Here is a 17,970-nt window from a genome sequence, read left to right as displayed (position 1 = left end):
GACTGCCCCATGAGCAGGGATCTGAAGGATATGCCGGAGAAGGGTCAGACGATCCTCCGGTTGAGCAATATTTCCAAAAATTTCGGCGCCGTGTCGGCGCTGACCGACATCGAACTGGACGTGAAGGCCGGCGAGGTCGTGGCGCTGGTCGGTGACAATGGTGCCGGCAAGTCGACCCTGATCAAGGTCCTGGCGGGCGTGCACCAGCCTTCGTCCGGAACGATCGAGTTCTGCGGCCAGAACGTCACGCTCGACAGTCCCGGCAAGGCGCTGGAACTCGGCATTGCCACTGTCTTCCAGGATCTCGCGCTCTGCGAAAACCTCGACGTCGTCGCCAATCTTTTCCTCGGCCATGAAATCTCTCCGTGGGGCCTCGACGAAGTGGCCATGGAAGTGCGAGCCTGGACTTTGCTCCGGGAACTTGCCGCCCGCATCCCCTCGGTGCGCGAGCCGATCGCCTCGCTTTCCGGCGGTCAGCGCCAGACGGTTGCCATCGCGCGTTCGCTGTTGCTCGATCCGAAGATCATCATGCTGGACGAACCGACCGCAGCGCTCGGTGTCGCCCAGACTGCGGAGGTGCTGAACCTGATCGAGCGCGTCCGTGAGCGTGGCCTCGGTGTCATCATCATCAGCCACAATATGGAAGACGTGCGCGCCGTGGCGGACCGCATCGTCGTGCTGCGCCTTGGGCGCAACAATGGCGTCTTCACGCCGGATTCGTCCAATCAGGAACTCGTCGCCGCCATCACCGGCGCCACCGAAAACGCCGTCTCCCGGCGCATCGAGCGCAAGACGGGTGCTGCCCATGAAACCAGCGGGAGGCCCGCATGAGCCAGAAGATGTCAGAGACTATCCGCCAGCCGGCTACCCTTGACCGCAGCGACGAGCGCGTCCGCCACGACGACAACATTACGGGCATGGTCAAGGCCTTCTTCGACCGCGTACGCTCGGGCGATCTCGGCATGCTGCCGGTTTTTGTCGGCCTGATTGTCATCTCGACGGTCTTCTCGCTGCTCAATCCGGTGTTTCTGGCGCCGAACAACCTCGTCAATCTGCTGTTCGACTGCGCCACCGTCGGCGTTATCTCGCTCGGCATCGTCTGCGTGCTGATGCTCGGAGAAATCGATCTCTCCGTCGGTTCTATGAGCGGTCTTTCCTCTGCCATCCTCGGCGTGCTTTGGGTCAACATGGGCTGGCCGATTCCTCTGGCGATCCTGGTCGCGATCGTTGCCGGCATTATCGTCGGCGCGCTCTACGCTGTTCTCTACAACAGGCTCGGCATGCCGAGCTTCGTCGCCACCCTGGCCGGCCTGCTCGCGCTGCTCGGCATGCAGCTTTATATCCTAGGACCAAGCGGCAGCATCAATCTGCCTTACGCCTCGCCGCTCGTCCGTTTCGGCCAGATCCTCGTCATGCCGGACTGGCTGTCCTACGTGCTTGCCCTGCTGCCGGGCGTGGTCCTTGTCGTCAATGAAATGCGAAAGCGCCGCCAGCGCCAGGCCTCGAATCTCTCCTCGCCACCGGTTGGCGCTCTCGCGATCAAGGCGATCGTGCTCACTGCCGCGCTGGAATTTGCCGTTTATTATCTCAATCTCGGCCGTGGCGTGCCGTGGATGTTCGGTCTCTTCGTCGCCATCGCCGTCATCCTCAACTACGCGCTGACGCGCACAAAATGGGGACGCTCGATGTTTGCCGTCGGCGGCAATCGCGAAGCGGCGCGCCGCGCCGGCATCAATGTGCGTCGCATCTATCTCAGCGCTTTCGTGCTTTGCTCGACGCTTGCCACGATCGGCGGCATCCTGTCGGCCTCGCGACTTGCCTCTTCCAGCCAGCAGGCCGGCACCGGCGATGTGAACCTGAACGCCATTGCGGCGGCGGTCATCGGCGGTACCAGCCTCTTCGGCGGGCGTGGCAGCGCCTATTCGGCTCTGCTCGGTATCATCGTTATCCAGGCGATTTCCAACGGGCTCACGCTGCTCAATCTCAGTTCCTCGCTGCGCTACATGATAACAGGTGCTGTTCTCGCCATCGCCGTCATCGTCGATTCGCTTGCCCGCCGGTCCCGTGTCAGCCACGGCCGCGCCTGACCCGCATTCTCAAGGAGTATTCACGTGACTGATCTCATGAAAGGCAAGGTTGCCGCCATTACCGGTGCGGCATCTGGCATTGGCCTGGAATGCGCCCGCACGCTTCATGCCGAAGGCGCAACCGTCGTGCTCATCGACCGTGCCAAGGACAAGCTCGAGTCTCTCTGCAAGGAGATCGGTAAGGGCGCCCTGCCGCTCGTCGTCGATCTTCTCGACGGCCCGCAGGTCTCCGGCATGCTGCCGCGCATCCTGGAATTGGCCGGCCGGCTCGATATCTTCCACGCCAATGCCGGCGGCTATATCGGCGGGCCGGTAGCCGAAGGCGATCCGGATGCCTGGGACCGGATGCTCAACCTCAATATCAATGCGGCCTTCCGCTCGGTCCACGCCGTGTTGCCGCACATGATAGAGCAGAAGTCCGGCGATATCCTGTTTACAAGCTCGATCGCCGGCGTCGTGCCCGTCGTCTGGGAGCCGATCTATACGGCCTCGAAATTTGCCGTTCAGGCCTTCGTCCATTCGACCCGCCGCCAGGTCGCACAGCATGGCGTGCGCGTCGGCGCCGTATTGCCGGGACCGGTCGTCACCGCGCTCTTGGATGACTGGCCGAAAGCCAAGATGGAAGAGGCGCTCGCCAACGGCAGCCTGATGCAGCCGAAGGAAGTGGCCGAGGCCGTGCTCTTCATGCTATCGCGGCCGCGCAACGTCACCGTCCGCGATCTGGTGATCCTGCCGAACAGCGTCGACCTCTGAGGTTGACAGGTCCGGTTCCGGATTGCTCTAGAACCTGAAACTGCCGATTTGAAACGAGAGATCATGAGCGACACTTCACGCACGCCACCAGCGGGTGCCAAACATGTTATCGGCGTCGATGTCGGCACCGGCAGCGCCCGCGCGGGCCTGTTCGACCTTGATGGGCGGATGCTTGCATCCGCCAAGCGGGATATCACGCTCTTCCACGAGACCGGTTCGATCGTCGAGCAATCGAGTACCGAAATCTGGGCAGCGGTCTGTGCCGCCGTTCGCGAGATCGTGGCGACAAGCGGTGTCGATCCGGCTTCGGTTGCCGGCCTCGGTTTCGACGCGACCTGCTCGCTGGTCGTACTCGGCAAGAATGGCGGACCGTTGCCCGTCGGTCCCTCGGAAGATCCGAACCGTGACATCATTGTCTGGATGGATCATCGCGCCGTTCCGCAGGCGGAGCGCATCAACGCGCTCGGTCATGACGTGCTGCGTTATGTCGGCGGACGTATCTCGCCCGAGATGGAAACACCGAAACTGCTTTGGCTGAAGGAAAACCGGCCGCAGGTCTTCGATGCCGCCTGGCAGTTCTTCGATCTCGCTGATTTCCTGACCTGGCGGGCAACCGGCGACCTGTCGCGCTCGACCTGCACGGTCACGTGCAAGTGGACCTATCTCGCCCATGAGAAACGTTGGGATGCCTCCTATTTCCACCAGATCGGCCTCGGCGTACTGGCCGACGAAGGTTTTACCCGTATCGGGCAATCGATCGTCGAGCCGGGTTCGGCACTCGGTCAGGGACTGACCGCGGCTGTGGCCGGTGAACTTGGTCTCCTGCCGGGAACGGCGGTTGCCGCCGGTCTCATCGATGCGCATGCCGGCGGTATCGGAACGGTCGGGATCGGCGCCGGCCCGCAGGCCAATCTCGGCTACGTCTTCGGCACCTCGTCCTGCACCATGACATCGACATCGCAGCCGGCCTTCGTTCCGGGCGTCTGGGGTCCCTATTTTTCGGCCATGGTGCCGGGCATGTGGTTGAACGAAGGTGGCCAGAGTGCGGCAGGCGCGGCCATCGATCAGCTGCTCTCTTTCCATCCGGCTGCCAGCGAGGCGCGAGAGCTTTCGAATCGTGCGGGTGTTCCGCTGCCGGCCCTGTTGGCGGATATGGCGGTGCGGAAGGCAGGGCGCTCCTCCGATGCCGTTGAGCTTGTCGCAGGCCTGCATGTCGTTCCTGAATTCCTCGGCAATCGCGCACCCTTTGCCGATCCGCATGCCCGCGCCGTCATCGCCGGCCTCGACATGGAGAGGGATATCGACAGTCTGGTCGCGCTCTACATCGCCGGTCTTTGCGGCATAGGCTATGGTCTGAGACAGATCATCAACACGCAGGCCGATGCCGGCGTTACCATCGAGAACGTCGTGATCAGCGGCGGCGCCGGCCAGCATGATTTCGTCCGTCAGATGCTTGCCGATGCGAGCGGCAAGCCGGTGATCGCGACGAAGGCCGAGGAACCTGTCCTTCTGGGCGCGGCGATCCTCGGCGCCGTCGCGGGCGGTCTGTTTTCCGATATGCGTGCGGCGATGACGAAACTCTCGGCCGTTGAGAAGACCTATGAGCCGGCGCAAGGTGCGATCGCTGATCGTCACGCAAAGCGTTATGAGGGTTTCAGACAGTTCCAGACGCTGACGCGTGAGTTGCGGAAATTCTGAACGGCCGCCGTCCCAGTCGCGAGTGTCTCACGGCCAGGCGGCAAAGGACGGGACGAGGTCTTTCTCCGACTGCGCGGCGATCTTGCGCCGGTAGGCGCCTGGCGGCTCGCCGACACGGCTCTTGAAGAAGCGGCTGAAATAGCCGGGATCGCGAAAACCGAGCCCGAAACCGATCTGCTCGACCGACTGCTGCGATTGCCCAAGCCGCAGTTTCGCCTCGGCGATCAACCTTTCGTGGATCAGTTCCAAGGGGCTTTTCCCGACGCCGGCGATACAGACCCGATGCAGATGGTCATAGGTGATGCCCATGGTGCGAGCGATATCGGCGATCGCCGGCTGCTCGCGATAGCGCAGTTCGACGATCTGCCGGAACCGCTGCAGCGTCATTGCCCCGGTGCCAGACGTCGTCGGCAAGGAAGCTCCGGAGGCTCGCCAGAGCCGCAATAGCAGCACGGAGAGATAGGCGCTTACGATGGCAGTTCCTCCCGGTAGAAGATGCTGTCCTTCCTCGGTCATCACCGCGAAGGCGCGACCGATGTCGGCTGCATGCCCGGCAAGGTCTTCGCCTTGAGCGACGACGATTCGCTCGATCATGTCATGCAGCTGGACGGCAGCCGGACTGTCGCCGACCGTCCTGTGGACGACATTTTCGGCGGCCAGCAGCATCGCCCCTTCACCGCCGGCGGCAAGGACGAATCTCCCCGCAACCCGTCGGGGCAGCCAGAGCAATGCCGGTGCTGCAAGCCCGAGTTCCTCCTGCCCGTCAATGAACAATGTCGCCTTGCCGCGGGAGACGAAGAAGGCCCTGTAGGAGGGGCGGCTGTCACGGGTGCCCAGGCTCCAGGTCTGGCTACCGAGACCGGCGGCAATCGCCGCCGCGATGACAGACAGAGCTGGCGTATCAACCGATCTTTCGGCCATGTCTGCCTCGAAACTTAAAACGGTAGTGCTGCCGTTCTTGCTCGGCAAATTCTCGGAAAAAGTACAATAGACTGCCAGAAATATCCATTCTATTTCGTGGCGGATTGGTTCCTACTGGATTGCGAGGAGAACCTGATATTCAGGCAGCAGGGTGAGGAACTTCCCGTGAAAGAGGTCGATTGCCGGGCGTGAGCGCCCGATTCGCATGAGCCCGGCATATGCCGGAAACCAGCAAACATCATCGCGCCATCCCTTGGGAGGGACAGCAGGCGCATATCGGAAAGGGAACGAGATGGTAGACCTGATGCTTCTCATTGATGGCCGCACCATGCCGGCCTCGAACGGCGTGACTTTCGAACGGCTGAACCCGATTACCGGTCAGGTGGCAACCACGGCCGCTGCGGCAACGCTGGACGATGCGCATGCGGCCGTTGTTGCAGCAGCTGCAGCCTTTCCGGCCTGGTCGGCGCTCGCTCCGACTGAACGGCGCAAGCGCCTTTCAAAGGCTGCCGACCTCCTGGATTCCCGCACGGGCGAATTCATCGCCGCGATGGCCGAGGAAACCGGCTCGACTGCCGCCTGGGCAGGCTTCAATGTCTATCTCGCCGCCAACATGTTGCGTGAAGCCGCCGCCATGTGCACCCAGATCAGTGGCGAGGTCATCCCGTCGGACAAGCCAGGCCTGATGGCAATGGCCGTGCGGCAGCCAGCTGGCGTCGTCCTCGGTATCGCTCCCTGGAATGCTCCTGTCATCCTCGGCGTGCGTGCAGTCGCCCTGCCGCTTGCCTGCGGCAATACCGTTATCCTCAAGGCCTCCGAGCTTTGCCCCAGGACACATCACCTGATCGGCGAGACATTGCAGGAAGCAGGTCTTGGTGACGGTGTCGTCAATGTCGTGACCAATGCTCCTGCCGATGCCGCGACCGTTGTCGAAAAGATGATCGCCCATCCGGCGGTACGCCGCGTCAATTTCACCGGTTCGACCCGCGTTGGAAGGGTGATTGCAGAGGTTTCCGCGCGCCATCTGAAACCCGTGCTGTTGGAACTCGGCGGCAAGGCCCCCTTCCTGGTGCTTGATGACGCCGATATCGGCGAAGCGGTGAAGGCCGCGGCCTTCGGCGCCTTCATGAACCAGGGTCAGATCTGCATGTCGACCGAGAGGATTGTCGTCGACGAGACGGTTGCCGACGAGTTCGCCGATATGTTCGCCCGCAAGGCCTCGACGCTCGTCGCCGGCGATCCGCGCCAAAGCAATTCGCCGCTCGGCTCGATGATCGGTCTTGATGCGGTGGAACGCGTCAACGGCCTGATCGAGGACGCGGTTTCCAAGGGGGCACGCCTGTTGGCAGGTGGCCGTGCAGTCGGAACCCTGATGGATGCGACTGTGCTCGACCACGTGACGCCGTCGATGCGGATCTATGGCGAGGAAAGCTTCGGTCCGGTTGCCTGCATGGTGCGCGTGCGTGGTGTCGATGAGGCGGTCCGTGTTGCCAATGATACGGAGTATGGCCTGTCTGCCGCAGTCTTCGGCCGGGATGCCACCCGCGCGATGGGGGTCGCAAGACGGATCGAAAGCGGCATCTGCCATGTGAACGGTCCGACCGTTCATGACGAGGCACAGATGCCGTTCGGCGGCGTGAAGGCCTCCGGATATGGCCGCTTCGGCGGCAAGGCCGGCATCAACGAATTCACCGACCTGCGGTGGCTTACCGTGGCATCGCAGCCGGGGCATTATCCAATCTGATGCCAGGACTTTGTAGCCGGGCACGCCTTACAGGCGATGGCAGACGGTCACGAAATTCGTGCGTGGAATATAGCGGTATTCCACGATCATGTCCGTGCAATCGAGATATCGACGCTGCACATACCGCGCACGAACGATCGGCTTCGGTCGATGCTTGGCGACATGGGGTCGTTCATAACTTTGAATCATGTCGGCGGAATTGACCGGGCCTGTCGAAATGGCGGCTACGGCCAACGTCAACAACGATACCAGCAAGGCGCGCATGCAGCTCTTCTCCTCGGAAATAAAGGTGGGCGCGCGCATATGTGCGCGCCTCCTGGGCCTAATGTGTGCTCAGCTTCGCTTCTGCGGCGGCGGCGAGAAAATCGTCCCTTGCGGTTTCCACGCTGATGCGCCCTTCGACGGCGCCCTTGCAGGCGTTGCTTGCCTTCACGAATTTCGCTCCCGTGCGTCGCGGCCACATGTCATGGAGATAGATGAGCGCATCGAACGGGCCTCTGACGGTCCGGGATCCGGCGTTGTCGAACTCGATCTCGACCGGCTCGCTCCATCGGGTATTTGGCATCGGTTTTCCTCCTCCTGTCGCGAGCGCCATAACGTCGCGAACGGGAATTTGTTCCCGCGCTGGAGATCGGTTGGTTAATCGCGGCTTTACCGCAGGTGTGCAAACGGCAGCTCTCGGCCGTGCCGAGTTTCTGGACGCCCGCCATCGCCTGCTATTAGCCCACCTTGTCCGGCAGGGGATGGCAGTTCCCACGGGATCCTCTCATGTTAATCCATTTCTGAGGGCTGTTCGTAGTGACTGCGCACCGCACGTTTTGCGGCGCAATTGAACAGCCCGTCTGGACTTCTAAATCCCAGCCTTATCTTTCTTGATCGGATGCATAGTTTATCAGTGAATGCGATACAGGTTATTTGAACACCCGCGATCCTGCTCTCGAAAGGACCGGGAGGATCGGTCCGGGGCAAATACGCAGCAGTTCTTGGCGATCGGTCGATGAAAAAGAGGAAGTAAATTGAGCATTTCAAGCGGCAGAATTGCCTGGGAAGAGGTCATCGAGGCCAGGGCTTTCATCGATCTTGCGAGGGTCACGCCCCAACCTTTTAAAGACAGCGTCGAGTTTACCTGCCTGCCGGTGGCCCAAGGCTGCGCCATTTCGCTGCCTACAGCTCCTGCGGTTGGGCTCAATCGCATCCTTGCATTGAATAGCAGAGACGAACTTAATGTCGCATTCGAATGGATGAAGACCAGAACTGGCAGGCGGCATGTTCAGATCAGCGAAACCTCCGCCTCCAACGAATTGCGTGACTGGATCCTGGAGCAGAAACTGGTCGAAGATGGTGCCTGGGCAAAACTCACGCGGCCTGCACCGTCCGCCCCGCTTCCATTCGAGGGACCTGTGCGGGTGCGGCTGGCCGGTATCGAGGACGCGCCGATTGTCGGCAGGCTGATGTGCGCAGGCTTTGCTTTTCCGACGGCGCTTGAACCACTATGGTCATCCCTGGTCGCCAAGAAAGGCTGGGCCTGCTTCATTGCGGAACTGGACGGCACGCCGATTGGAACCGGGGCGATGTTCATTGAGGATGGATGTGCCTGGCTGGGAGTCGGAACGACGCTTGCCGAATATCGGAATCTCGGTGCGCAAAAGGCGCTGATCAATGCGCGATTGAACGAGGGCCTTGCTCAGGGTGTCTCGCTGTTTGCGGTGGAAACAGCCAAACCGGAAGAAGGACAACCGAACATATCCTTCGGAAACCTGACGAAGGCAGGCTTCAAGCCATCCTATATTCGCAAGAATTATCTCCTGCCGAACTAAGTCCTTCCCGCCGATGCTGATTGCCGCACCGATGCCATATCCCGTGACTAGATCGGAACAAGCCCCGTGAAGCGGCCGGACTTGAGAAGGAAACGAGATGCAGTTGAACGGCGAACTGAACCCGAACGATCCCGAATTCTTTGAGCTTCTCACTGGAAGCTTCAGGCGTCTTCTCGGACGAGACCTTCTCCCCAGGGATCGGGGACCTGAATGGCTCTACGGCGATGCCCCGTTTGTGGTTCTTGCCCATAATACTGCGCCCGATCCGGTCTTCGTCTATGCCAATGGTGCAGCACAGAGGCGGTTCGGGTACTGCTGGAGTGAGTTCGTGAAGCTGCAGTCGCGTTTATCCGCTGGCCCAAGCGAGCGGTCAGAGCGCCAGGCGTTGCTCGATGCGGTGGCACGCAACGGATTTATGACGGGCTATCGGGGATTGCGGGTCACGAAGTCGGGGAGCCGGTTCTGGATGGAAGATGGAATAGTCTGGCAGCTTCGCACCGCAGACGGACAGGATTTCGGCCAGGCAGCGACCTTCTCGCAGTGGGCCGAGGTGCCGCCCTCCTAAACCGCCGTCTTGTATCGCCCTGGTACGTGGAGGCACTTCTCTCGATGAACAGGCATCGGGGCTGCGCGCGCCGGTCGCCTCCCGTAGAAGCAGGCCGCACCTCACCTCATCCGCCCGCCAGCAACGCCCTTGCGCTCTCCTCATCCGTGATCAGCACGGTTGCGAGTCCGGCGCGTACGGTGGCGCTGAGGATGGCGTGTTTGTGGGGGCCGCCCGAGGCGACGATGCGGCAGGGGATCTTCCGGTAGTCGGCGAGGTCGGGGGCCAGCACCTGTGCGTTCAGCGGGTGGGGGACTGGGCGGCCCTCGGCATCGATATAGCGGCCGAGCAGGTCGCCGACGGCGCCGACGGCGATGAGGTCACCGACGTCGGTTCCTGCCGGCAGGCCGTAGCGCACCTGCAGGGATTGCCTGGTCACGTCGCCGACGCTCAGGTAGGAAATATCCACTTCGCAGGTCTGGCGGAAGATGCGCTCGAAGACCGATTGCGTGATGATCGCCTCGCGCGATTGCGGGCTCTCGGCATAGATCGGTGCCGCGAAATAGTGGCATTGGGCCTTCAGAACCTGCGCGAAGGCGCGCACGACCTCGAACGTGTTGATCTCCGAGCCGCGCGTCAGCCCGCCCATCATCGAGCGCAGTTCGATCCCGGGCTCGCTTGCCGGCGTCATGTGAGTAATGGTCTCGCGTAGCGTCGCGCCCCAGCCGACCCCGATGGAGCGGGGCTTGCGGGCCTGGATCAGCCGGTCGAGATAAGCAGCCGCGCCGCGGCCGAGCGCCTGGTGCAGAAGCTGCGGATCGGCAGGGGTGGGCACGACAACTGCCGCCTCCAGGCCAAAACGTTCCTGCAGACGCGATTCCAGCTCCATGCCGGCGGCAAGCGGCGAGGTGAAGCTTACCCTGACAATGCCTTCCTCAAGGGCTGCGGCCAGGAACTCGTTTACCCGGCGACGGGTGAGGTACATACGCTCGGCGATCTGCGCCTGCGTCAGCCCCTCGACGTGATAGAGCCAGGCCGCCCGGATTTTCAGTTCATGCGATTCCATCAATCCCCATCCCAAATGTGCCCTACACGCCCCGAGGTTACATATTTCACACTGGTGTAACATATGTAACGTAATGCCGTCTGCATGACGATAGAACTTCTGATCTTCGATTGCGACGGCGTATTGATCGACAGCGAGCCGCTGGCGAGCGGCGCGCTGGCGCAGGCTCTGCAGCGGGCCGGCGTTCCCTTGAGCCATGCCGAAGTCCACCGTCGCTTCACCGGTCTTTCGGGCGAGGCGTCCGGCCGCCTCTGTCGCGAGGAACTCGGCCTTGCCGATCCGGCTCATGTCTTCGCCGATGCAAAAAGCGCGCTCTACGCGGAATTTTCCCGTTCGCTGCGGCCGATGGCCGGCATCGAAGAGCTGGTGCGGAATGTGAGGCAGCGCAAATGCGTCGCGTCCAACAGCGACATGGAGAGGCTGCGTCGCAGCCTCGGCCTTCTGGATCTCTGGGCGGAATTTGCCCCGCATATCTACAGCGCCGAGATGGTGGCGAGGCCCAAGCCTGCGCCTGACCTGTTCCTTCTCTGCTCCGAAAATCTCGGCGTGGCGCCGCATCGCTGCCTTGTCATCGACGACAGCGCGCTCGGGATCGCGGGTGCCGTGGCGGCCGGCATGGCGGCGATCGGCTTCGTCGATCCGGCCGATCCGCGCAGCGGACGCCACGAGGCGCTGAAAGCGGCAGGCGCTCTGCAAACGGTCGAGGGGGCGGGGGAACTGGCGATCGCTCTCGAAGCGCTCTCTTCATCAACCGCAAAGGAAGAGGCGGCTCATGCCGCCGGGCCTGCAAGGAATCCGGCGGTGGAGACCGCTGGCTAATCTCGCGCGGGCCGATGCTTCGCGCGCTGGAATGGCTCTTCGCGGCGTCCGCGACGGGCGGCTGTAACCGAAACTTCATGAAGCCGTCAATCAGGCGACATGGAGCTGATCCTAAGAACCAAGACCGCGAGCCGGGGGCCCGCCGGTCAAGACACAAGGAGTTTCCGATGATATCGATCAATCGACGCAGCGCGCTCGGTCTGCTCGGCGCCACCGCCGGCACGCTCATTCTGCCGCGCATGGCTTTCAGCCAGGCAAAGCGTCCTTCCATCACCATCGCGGTGCAGAAGATCACCAACAACAATTCGCTCGACGTCTATCACGAGCAGTCGAACGTCGGCGAGCGCGTCTTCTTCCCGAACCTCTGGGAAGGTCTGATCCTGCGCGACTGGATGGGCAACCAGGGCCCGGTTCCGGGTCTTGCGACCGAATGGAAGCGTATCGACGACAAGACGCTCGAATTGAAGCTGCGCCAGGGCGTCAAGTTCCACAACGGCGACGAAATGACCGCCGAGGATGTCGCCTTCTCCTTCTCCAAGGAGCGCGTGTTCGGCAACACGGAACCGGCCGGCGGCAAGACCATTTTCGAAGCCGACCACAAGCCTGCGACCGCTAAGGAACTGCCGGCAACCGTTCCCGGCGTCGGACGTCGCCTGTGGCCGGCGCTCGCCGGTATCGAGATCGTCGACAAGTACACCGTGCGCCTGCACAACGCCACGCCCGACGTGACGCTGGAAGGCCGCCTCTATTCCGCCGGCAGCCAGATCACCAACCGCCGCGCTTGGGATGAAGCCGCAAGCTTCACCGAATGGTCGCGCAAACCGATCACGACCGGCCCCTACATGGTCGCCGAGTACAAGCCGGACGTTTCGCTGACGCTTGTCGCCTTCGACGAATATTGGGGCGGCCGCCCGCCGCTCGAGCAGATCCGCTTCGTGGAAGTTCCTGAGGTCGCCTCGCGTGTCAACGGCCTGCTGTCCGGCGAATACGACTTCGCCTGCGACCTGCCGCCGGATCAGGTCGCTGCCGTTCAGGCCGCTCCTGGTTACGAGATCCAGAACTCGACGATCTGGAACCACCGCGTTTCCGTCTTCAACACCCAGAATGAGATCCTCGCCAACCCTCTGGTTCGTCGCGCCATGACCCATGCCATCGACCGCCAGGCGATCGTCGATGCGCTTTGGGCCGGCAAGACGGTCATCCCGGCCGGCCTGCAGTTCGAATCCTTCCGTACCGGGGACATGTTCATCGAAGGCTGGGCGCCCCCGGCTTACGATCCCAATCTCGCCAAGGACCTCCTGAAGCAGGCCAACTACAAGGGCGATGCGATCCCCTACCGCCTGCTCAACAACTACTACACGAACCAGACGGCCAACGGCCAGATCATGGTCGAGATGTGGAAGCAGGTCGGCCTCAACGTCGAGATCGAGATGAAGGAAAACTGGGCACAGATCCACGATACGGCAAGCGTCAAGGGCGTGCGCGACTGGTCGGCCTCCAACACGATCAACGATCCGATCACGCCGATAGTCGTGCAGTTCGGCCCGAATGGCGACGCCCAGCAGAAGAAGGAGTGGACGAACGAGGAGATGAACAAGCTCTCCGTCGTCATGGAAACCTCCACCGACCGTGCACAGCGCAAGAAGGCCATCGCCCGAATACTGGAAATCTGCGAGCGCGAAGACCCGGTCTATCAGGTCCTGCACCAGAATGCCGTCTTCACCGGCATGAAGTCCTCGCTGAAGTGGAAGGCCGCTCCGGCCTTCGCCATGGACTTCCGCGCCGCAAACTGGTCGATCTGATCGGTCCGTCACTCCGGTCTCCGGCGGCTGAAGCGCTGCCGGAGATCGTCTTTTTTGTGCAAGCGAAAAGCGGGGATGAAAGATGGGCGCGACCGGCTCCAATCTCGTGGAACTGCGTGACCTGACGGTCGACTTCGACGGCGTGCAGGTTCTCCACGGCATCGATCTCGATGTCGGCAAAGGCGAGGCGCTCGGCCTCGTCGGCGAATCCGGCTGCGGCAAGTCGGTCACGTGGCTCGCGGCCCTCGGCCTGCTGCCCGGCAAGGCCCGCGTTTCCGGCTCGGTGCAAATCGAAGGTCGCGAGCTCATCGGCGGATCGCGCACGGTGCTCGAAAGCGTGCGCGGCAGCCGCGTCGCCATGATCTTCCAGGACCCGTCCAGCTCGCTCAATCCGGTGCTGCGCATCGGGCGGCAGATTTCCGAGGCGTTGTCGGTCCATCGCGGCCTGCGCGGCGAGGCGGCAAAGGCCGAGGCGCTGCGGCTGATCGATATGGTCGGCATTCCCGATTCGCGCCGCCGTTTCGATCTCTACCCGCATGAATTTTCCGGCGGCCAGTGCCAGCGCCTGATGATTGCGATGGCGCTGGCCGGCCAGCCCGACCTTCTGATTGCCGATGAACCGACCACCGCACTCGATGCGACGATCCAGGCGCAGATCCTCGATCTCTTGATCCGTCTGCGTGCCGAAACCGGCATGGCGACCGTTTTCATCAGCCATGATCTCGGCGCCGTCAGCCAGGTCTGCGAGCGCGTCTGCGTCATGTACGCCGGACGCATCGTGGAGGAGGGCAGTGTCGAACAGCTCTTCTCCGAGCCGCGCCACCCCTATACGCGCGGCCTGTTCGATGCCATTCCGCGCCTCGACGGCGGCCGCGAACGGCTGATCCCCATTCCCGGAACCGTTCCCAATCCGAAACATCTGCCGGAGGGCTGTTCCTTCTCGCCGCGGTGTCCGCGCGCCGTCGAGGCCTGTCGCAGCGAGCAGCCGCCGCTCGTTTCGTTCGATGGCGGCCGCAAGCTCGCCTGCGTACGGCCGGTGCCTGTCGCGGCTGCCGTCGAGACCCGGTCGTCCCGTATCGCCGAGGGCCTGCTGCAATGACGCCGCTCATCGAAGCCCATGATCTCGTCCGCATCTATCAGATCCGTCACGGGCTGTTCGGCCGGCCGGCGCCGGTACGCGCCGTAGACGGCGTTTCGCTCTCGGTCGTGGCGGGAGAAACGCTCGGCATCGTCGGTGAATCCGGCTCCGGCAAATCGACGCTCGGGCGGATGCTGCTCGGCATCGATGATGCGCAGCAAGGAAGCGTGCGCTTTCAGGAGCAGCCGATGCCGGTGCGAAACTCCGGGGAATGGCGGGCACTGCGCGCGAAGATGCAGCTCGTGTTCCAGGACCCGCTCGCCGCACTCGACCGCCGCGTGACGATTGCCAGGCAGATCGCCGAGCCGCTCGATATCCACAAGCTCATTCCCAAAGAGCACCAGACTGACCGGGTGACGGAACTGATGAGGGCCGTCGGCCTGCGCCCGGACCAGGCCGATCGTTATCCTCACGAGCTATCGGGCGGCCAGCGCCAGCGCGCCGTGATCGCCCGGGCGCTCGCGTCGCGGCCGAAGCTGCTCGTCTGCGATGAGCCGGTGTCGGCGCTCGATGTCTCCGTCCAGGCGCAGGTCGTCAACATGATGCGCGATCTGCAAGAGAAAAACGGCATCGCCATGGTCTTCATCAGCCACGACCTGAAGGTGGTGCGCAACATCGCCGACCGTGTCGCGGTCATGTATCTCGGCCGTATCGTCGAGGAGGCTTCGTCCGACGTTATCTTCCGCGCCCCGCAGCATCCCTATACGAAGGCGCTGGTATCCAGCGTGCCCGTTCCCGGCAAGCCGCTCGAAGGCCGTGTCGTCCTGCAGGGCGAGCCGCCGAACCCGGCGAGCCGCCCCTCCGGCTGCGCCTTCCACCCACGCTGTCCGTTGGCGCGGGAGATCTGCCGTTCCGCCGTGCCGGAACTCAAAGATATCGGCGGGGGCCGTACCGCGGCCTGCCATGTCGTGGCGGGCGAAACCACGCCGGTCGCGGCATAGGGGAGGGTTCCATGATCCGTTTCGTTCTCGTGCGCCTGTTCCGTGCTCTCCTGACCATCATGGCGGTCGTCACCTTCGCCTTCGTCGTGCTGCGCATGTCGGGCGATCCCGCAACTGTCATGCTCGGGCCTGATGTGCCGAAGGAGGCGGTCGATGCCTTCCGCAAGGCATGGGGCCTCGACCAGCCGCTGTGGATTCAATATCTCGCCTATATCAAGTCGATCTTTACCGGCGATTTCGGCGTGTCGATGCGCGACAAGGCGTCCGCACTGAACCTCGTGCTGGAACGCGTGCCGGCGACGCTGCAATTGACCATCCCGGCGCTCATCCTCAAGCTCATCTTCGGCATTCCCTCCGGCGTCTATGCGGCGCTGCACCGGCAGAGTTTTTCCGACCGTGGCGTCATCCTGCTTGCCGTCCTTGGCTTTACCATTCCCTCCTTCGTGATGGGTCTGCTGCTCGTGCTGATCTTCTCGGTCATCCTTGGCTGGTTGCCCTCGGGCGGGCAGGATACCTGGATGCACGGCATATTGCCGACGCTGACGATGAGCATTGGCGGCATCGGCATCCTCGCCCGCTTTTCGCGCAGCGCCATGATCGAGGTGATGGGCCAGCCCTATATCCGCACCGCCTCGGCCAAGGGGCTGACATGGCGCGACGTGGTCTGGAACCATGCATTGCCCAATGCGGCAGTGCCGATCGTCACAATCGTCGGCTTCATGGTCGGTTCGCTGATTGCGGGTGCAGTCGTGGTGGAATCGATCTTTTCCTGGCCCGGTATCGGCCGCCTGCTGGTGGTCTCCGTCACCAATCGCGATCTCGCGGTCGTGCAATGCATCCTGCTGATCATCGCCGTCGCCATGGTCGTATCGAACCTCGTCGTCGACCTGCTCTACGGCTGGCTCGATCCGCGCCTTCGCTCGCATGCGGCCGGACATTAGGAGAAAACCGATGGCTACTGTCGATCTCGCCGCAACGCCGGCTTCCGGAAAGCCCAACCGGCTCATCTCCTTCCTGCGCCGCAACGTCCCGCTGTCGGTGGCCTTCGGTCTGCTGTGGCTTGCGGCAATGGTCCTGACCGCCGTGTTCGCCGACTATATCCGCCCGTTCAACATCACTGCCATGGATCTCGGCAGCCGGCTTTCGGCGCCGGGCGGGCTTAAGCATCTGCTCGGCACCGACGAACTCGGCCGCGACGTACTTTCGCGCCTCATCCAGTCGATCCGGGTGTCGCTCGTCATCGCCTTCGGCGCGACGATCCTCTCGGCGCTCTTCGGCACACTGCTCGGGTTCCTCGCGGCGCGGTTCCGCGGGTTCGTGGAGCATCTGGTCCTGATCCTCGCCGATTTCCAGGCCGCTCTTCCCTTCCTCATTATGTCTCTGGCAGTGCTGGCCTTTTTCGGTTCCTCCATGCTGCTGCTCGTCTGCCTCATGGGCTTCTACGGCTGGGAACGTTATGCGCGCATCGCCCGCGGCCTTGCGATCTCCGCCGGCGCCCAGGGCTATGCGGCGGCTGTGGTGCAGCTCGGTGCCACGCCTTCGCGCGTCTACCTGCATCATATCCTGCCGAACGTTGCCTCGACGCTGATCGTTTCCATGACGCTGACGTTTCCCGAGATCATCCTGATGGAAAGCGGGCTCTCGTTTCTCGGCCTCGGCGTGCAGCCGCCGGAAACCAGCCTCGGCAACATGGTGGGCTTCGGACGCGAATATCTGACGCGCGCGCCCTGGATCATGCTGGCGCCCGCCGCCGTGATCATGCTGACGACGCTTTCGATCTCGCTCGTCGGCGATTGGCTGCGCGACAAGCTCGACCCGACGATCCGCTAGTGCTGTGAAATCATTATACTGAAGGAATTTCCATGACGCTCATCACCGGCCATCGCGGCGCCCGCAACCTCTGGCCCGAAAACTCGCTCACCGGCTTCCGCAACGCGATCACGCTCGGCGTCGACGCCATCGAATTCGACGTGCACCTGACGCGATCGGGCGAGCTCGTCGTCATCCACGACGCCACACTGGAGCGCACTGCCGAAGGCGCAGGCCCGGTGCAGGACCTGTCGGGGGAGGCCCGCAAGGCGACCCTGCTGAAAGGTACGGACGAGGCGATCCCGACGCTCGCCGATGTGCTCGACGTGCTTGCCGCAAACAAGGGCGTTGACCTGCATGTCGAGATCAAGATCGACGAGACCGGCACGCCCTATCCTGATATTGCCGCACGCGTCGCAGCCGAACTCGGCCGTTTCGGTGTCGGAGAACGTTCTTACCTGACCTCCTTCGATACGTCGGTGCTGGAGGATTGCCGCCTGCATGCGCCTGATGTTTCGCGCCTCGTTTCCGTCAATGCCGTCTGGGCCGAGAAGCAGGGCGGGCTTGCCGACTTCATCGACCGCGTGGACGAGCTGGTGGAGATCATTGCTATCCATCACGAGCTGATGGAAGCGGAATGGGACCTGATCCGCAGCCGGCTGCCGATGGAACGGCTCTGCGTCTGGACCCTCAACGACGAGCCCGGCATCCGCCACTGGCTGGAACGCGGCATCGGTAGCTTGACCTCGGACAGCCCGGATCTGGCGCTGAAACTGCGCGCCGGCATCGCTGCGTGAGCTATGGCTTTACTTCTTCGCCCTAGCGGGGGAA

Annotated in this window: 18 protein-coding genes; 14 read left to right on the top strand and 4 right to left on the bottom strand. The window is 62.8% G+C overall.

The genetic code is table 11. From position 1 onward, the window contains the following. Positions 1-30: 30 nt before the first annotated feature. The 4 genes from LVY75_08920 to LVY75_08905 all read left to right on the top strand — a co-directional run bounded on the left by LVY75_08920 (position 31) and on the right by LVY75_08905 (position 4,538). On the top strand, positions 31-831 hold the full coding sequence (locus LVY75_08920; protein ID XAZ21371.1) for an ATP-binding cassette domain-containing protein: 801 nt from the start codon (positions 31-33) through the stop codon (positions 829-831). Next, on the top strand, positions 828-2,087 hold the full coding sequence (locus LVY75_08915) for a sugar ABC transporter permease (GenBank protein ID XAZ20232.1): 1,260 nt from the start codon (positions 828-830) through the stop codon (positions 2,085-2,087). Before LVY75_08920 ends, LVY75_08915 begins: the two co-directional genes overlap by 4 nt. 24 nt (positions 2,088-2,111) lie before the next feature. Then, the gene (locus LVY75_08910; protein ID XAZ20231.1) at positions 2,112-2,840 is read left to right on the top strand and encodes an SDR family oxidoreductase; all 729 of its coding nucleotides are present in this window, start codon (positions 2,112-2,114) and stop codon (positions 2,838-2,840) included. 63 nt (positions 2,841-2,903) lie between these two features. Beyond that, positions 2,904-4,538: an FGGY-family carbohydrate kinase gene (locus LVY75_08905; GenBank protein XAZ20230.1), complete on the top strand. Its 1,635-nt coding sequence runs from the start codon at positions 2,904-2,906 to the stop codon at positions 4,536-4,538. A 27-nt stretch (positions 4,539-4,565) separates the two neighbouring features. Here the strand turns inward: LVY75_08905 and LVY75_08900 are convergent, their stop codons facing one another. After that, on the bottom strand, positions 4,566-5,459 hold the full coding sequence (locus LVY75_08900) for an AraC family transcriptional regulator (GenBank protein ID XAZ20229.1): 894 nt from the start codon (positions 5,457-5,459) through the stop codon (positions 4,566-4,568). A gap of 292 nt (positions 5,460-5,751) precedes the next feature. Here LVY75_08900 and LVY75_08895 point away from each other — a divergent pair, with 292 nt between their 5' ends. Continuing rightward, a complete protein-coding gene (locus tag LVY75_08895; GenBank protein XAZ20228.1) occupies positions 5,752-7,203 on the top strand; it encodes an aldehyde dehydrogenase in 1,452 nt (483 codons plus the stop codon). A 27-nt stretch (positions 7,204-7,230) separates the two neighbouring features. Here the strand turns inward: LVY75_08895 and LVY75_08890 are convergent, their stop codons facing one another. Both LVY75_08890 and LVY75_08885 read right to left on the bottom strand, forming a co-directional pair. Next, positions 7,231-7,506 (bottom strand): hypothetical protein, encoded by a 276-nt coding sequence (locus tag LVY75_08890; GenBank protein ID XAZ20227.1) that lies wholly within the window; start codon positions 7,504-7,506, stop codon positions 7,231-7,233. 19 nt (positions 7,507-7,525) lie between these two features. Then, on the bottom strand, positions 7,526-7,768 hold the full coding sequence (locus LVY75_08885; protein XAZ20226.1) for a DUF982 domain-containing protein: 243 nt from the start codon (positions 7,766-7,768) through the stop codon (positions 7,526-7,528). A gap of 451 nt (positions 7,769-8,219) precedes the next feature. Between LVY75_08885 and LVY75_08880 the strand changes: the two genes are divergently transcribed. Further along, a complete protein-coding gene (locus tag LVY75_08880) occupies positions 8,220-9,020 on the top strand; it encodes a GNAT family N-acetyltransferase (GenBank protein ID XAZ20225.1) in 801 nt (266 codons plus the stop codon). A 97-nt stretch (positions 9,021-9,117) separates the two neighbouring features. After that, entirely contained in the window at positions 9,118-9,585 is a 468-nt protein-coding gene (locus LVY75_08875) for an MEKHLA domain-containing protein (GenBank protein XAZ20224.1), read from the top strand. A gap of 106 nt (positions 9,586-9,691) precedes the next feature. Here LVY75_08875 and LVY75_08870 read toward each other — a convergent pair whose 3' ends face one another. Next, positions 9,692-10,630: a sugar-binding transcriptional regulator gene (locus LVY75_08870; GenBank protein XAZ20223.1), complete on the bottom strand. Its 939-nt coding sequence runs from the start codon at positions 10,628-10,630 to the stop codon at positions 9,692-9,694. Between the two features lie 84 nt (positions 10,631-10,714). On the opposite strand from LVY75_08870, the gene LVY75_08865 reads away from it, so the two are divergent. The 7 genes from LVY75_08865 to LVY75_08835 all read left to right on the top strand — a co-directional run bounded on the left by LVY75_08865 (position 10,715) and on the right by LVY75_08835 (position 17,936). Next, a complete protein-coding gene (locus LVY75_08865) occupies positions 10,715-11,449 on the top strand; it encodes an HAD-IA family hydrolase (GenBank protein XAZ20222.1) in 735 nt (244 codons plus the stop codon). A 167-nt stretch (positions 11,450-11,616) separates the two neighbouring features. Further along, positions 11,617-13,251: an ABC transporter substrate-binding protein gene (locus tag LVY75_08860; GenBank protein XAZ20221.1), complete on the top strand. Its 1,635-nt coding sequence runs from the start codon at positions 11,617-11,619 to the stop codon at positions 13,249-13,251. An 82-nt stretch (positions 13,252-13,333) separates the two neighbouring features. Further along, positions 13,334-14,350: an ABC transporter ATP-binding protein gene (locus LVY75_08855; GenBank protein ID XAZ20220.1), complete on the top strand. Its 1,017-nt coding sequence runs from the start codon at positions 13,334-13,336 to the stop codon at positions 14,348-14,350. After that, positions 14,347-15,330, top strand: a complete 984-nt coding sequence (locus LVY75_08850) for an ABC transporter ATP-binding protein (protein ID XAZ20219.1) — start codon at positions 14,347-14,349, stop codon at positions 15,328-15,330. The genes LVY75_08855 and LVY75_08850 overlap by 4 nt, the downstream gene beginning before the upstream one ends. Positions 15,331-15,341: 11 nt before the next feature. Then, entirely contained in the window at positions 15,342-16,271 is a 930-nt protein-coding gene (locus LVY75_08845; GenBank protein XAZ20218.1) for an ABC transporter permease, read from the top strand. Between the two features lie 10 nt (positions 16,272-16,281). Next, positions 16,282-17,160 (top strand): ABC transporter permease, encoded by an 879-nt coding sequence (locus tag LVY75_08840; protein ID XAZ20217.1) that lies wholly within the window; start codon positions 16,282-16,284, stop codon positions 17,158-17,160. A gap of 32 nt (positions 17,161-17,192) precedes the next feature. Then, on the top strand, positions 17,193-17,936 hold the full coding sequence (locus tag LVY75_08835; protein XAZ20216.1) for a glycerophosphodiester phosphodiesterase: 744 nt from the start codon (positions 17,193-17,195) through the stop codon (positions 17,934-17,936). Positions 17,937-17,970 lie beyond the last annotated feature (34 nt).

Source organism: Sinorhizobium sp. B11 (genome assembly GCA_039725955.1).
Classification (GTDB): domain Bacteria; phylum Pseudomonadota; class Alphaproteobacteria; order Rhizobiales; family Rhizobiaceae; genus Rhizobium.
Note: the sequence above shows the minus strand (reverse complement) of the source record. Positions and strands in the feature narration are given on the sequence as shown.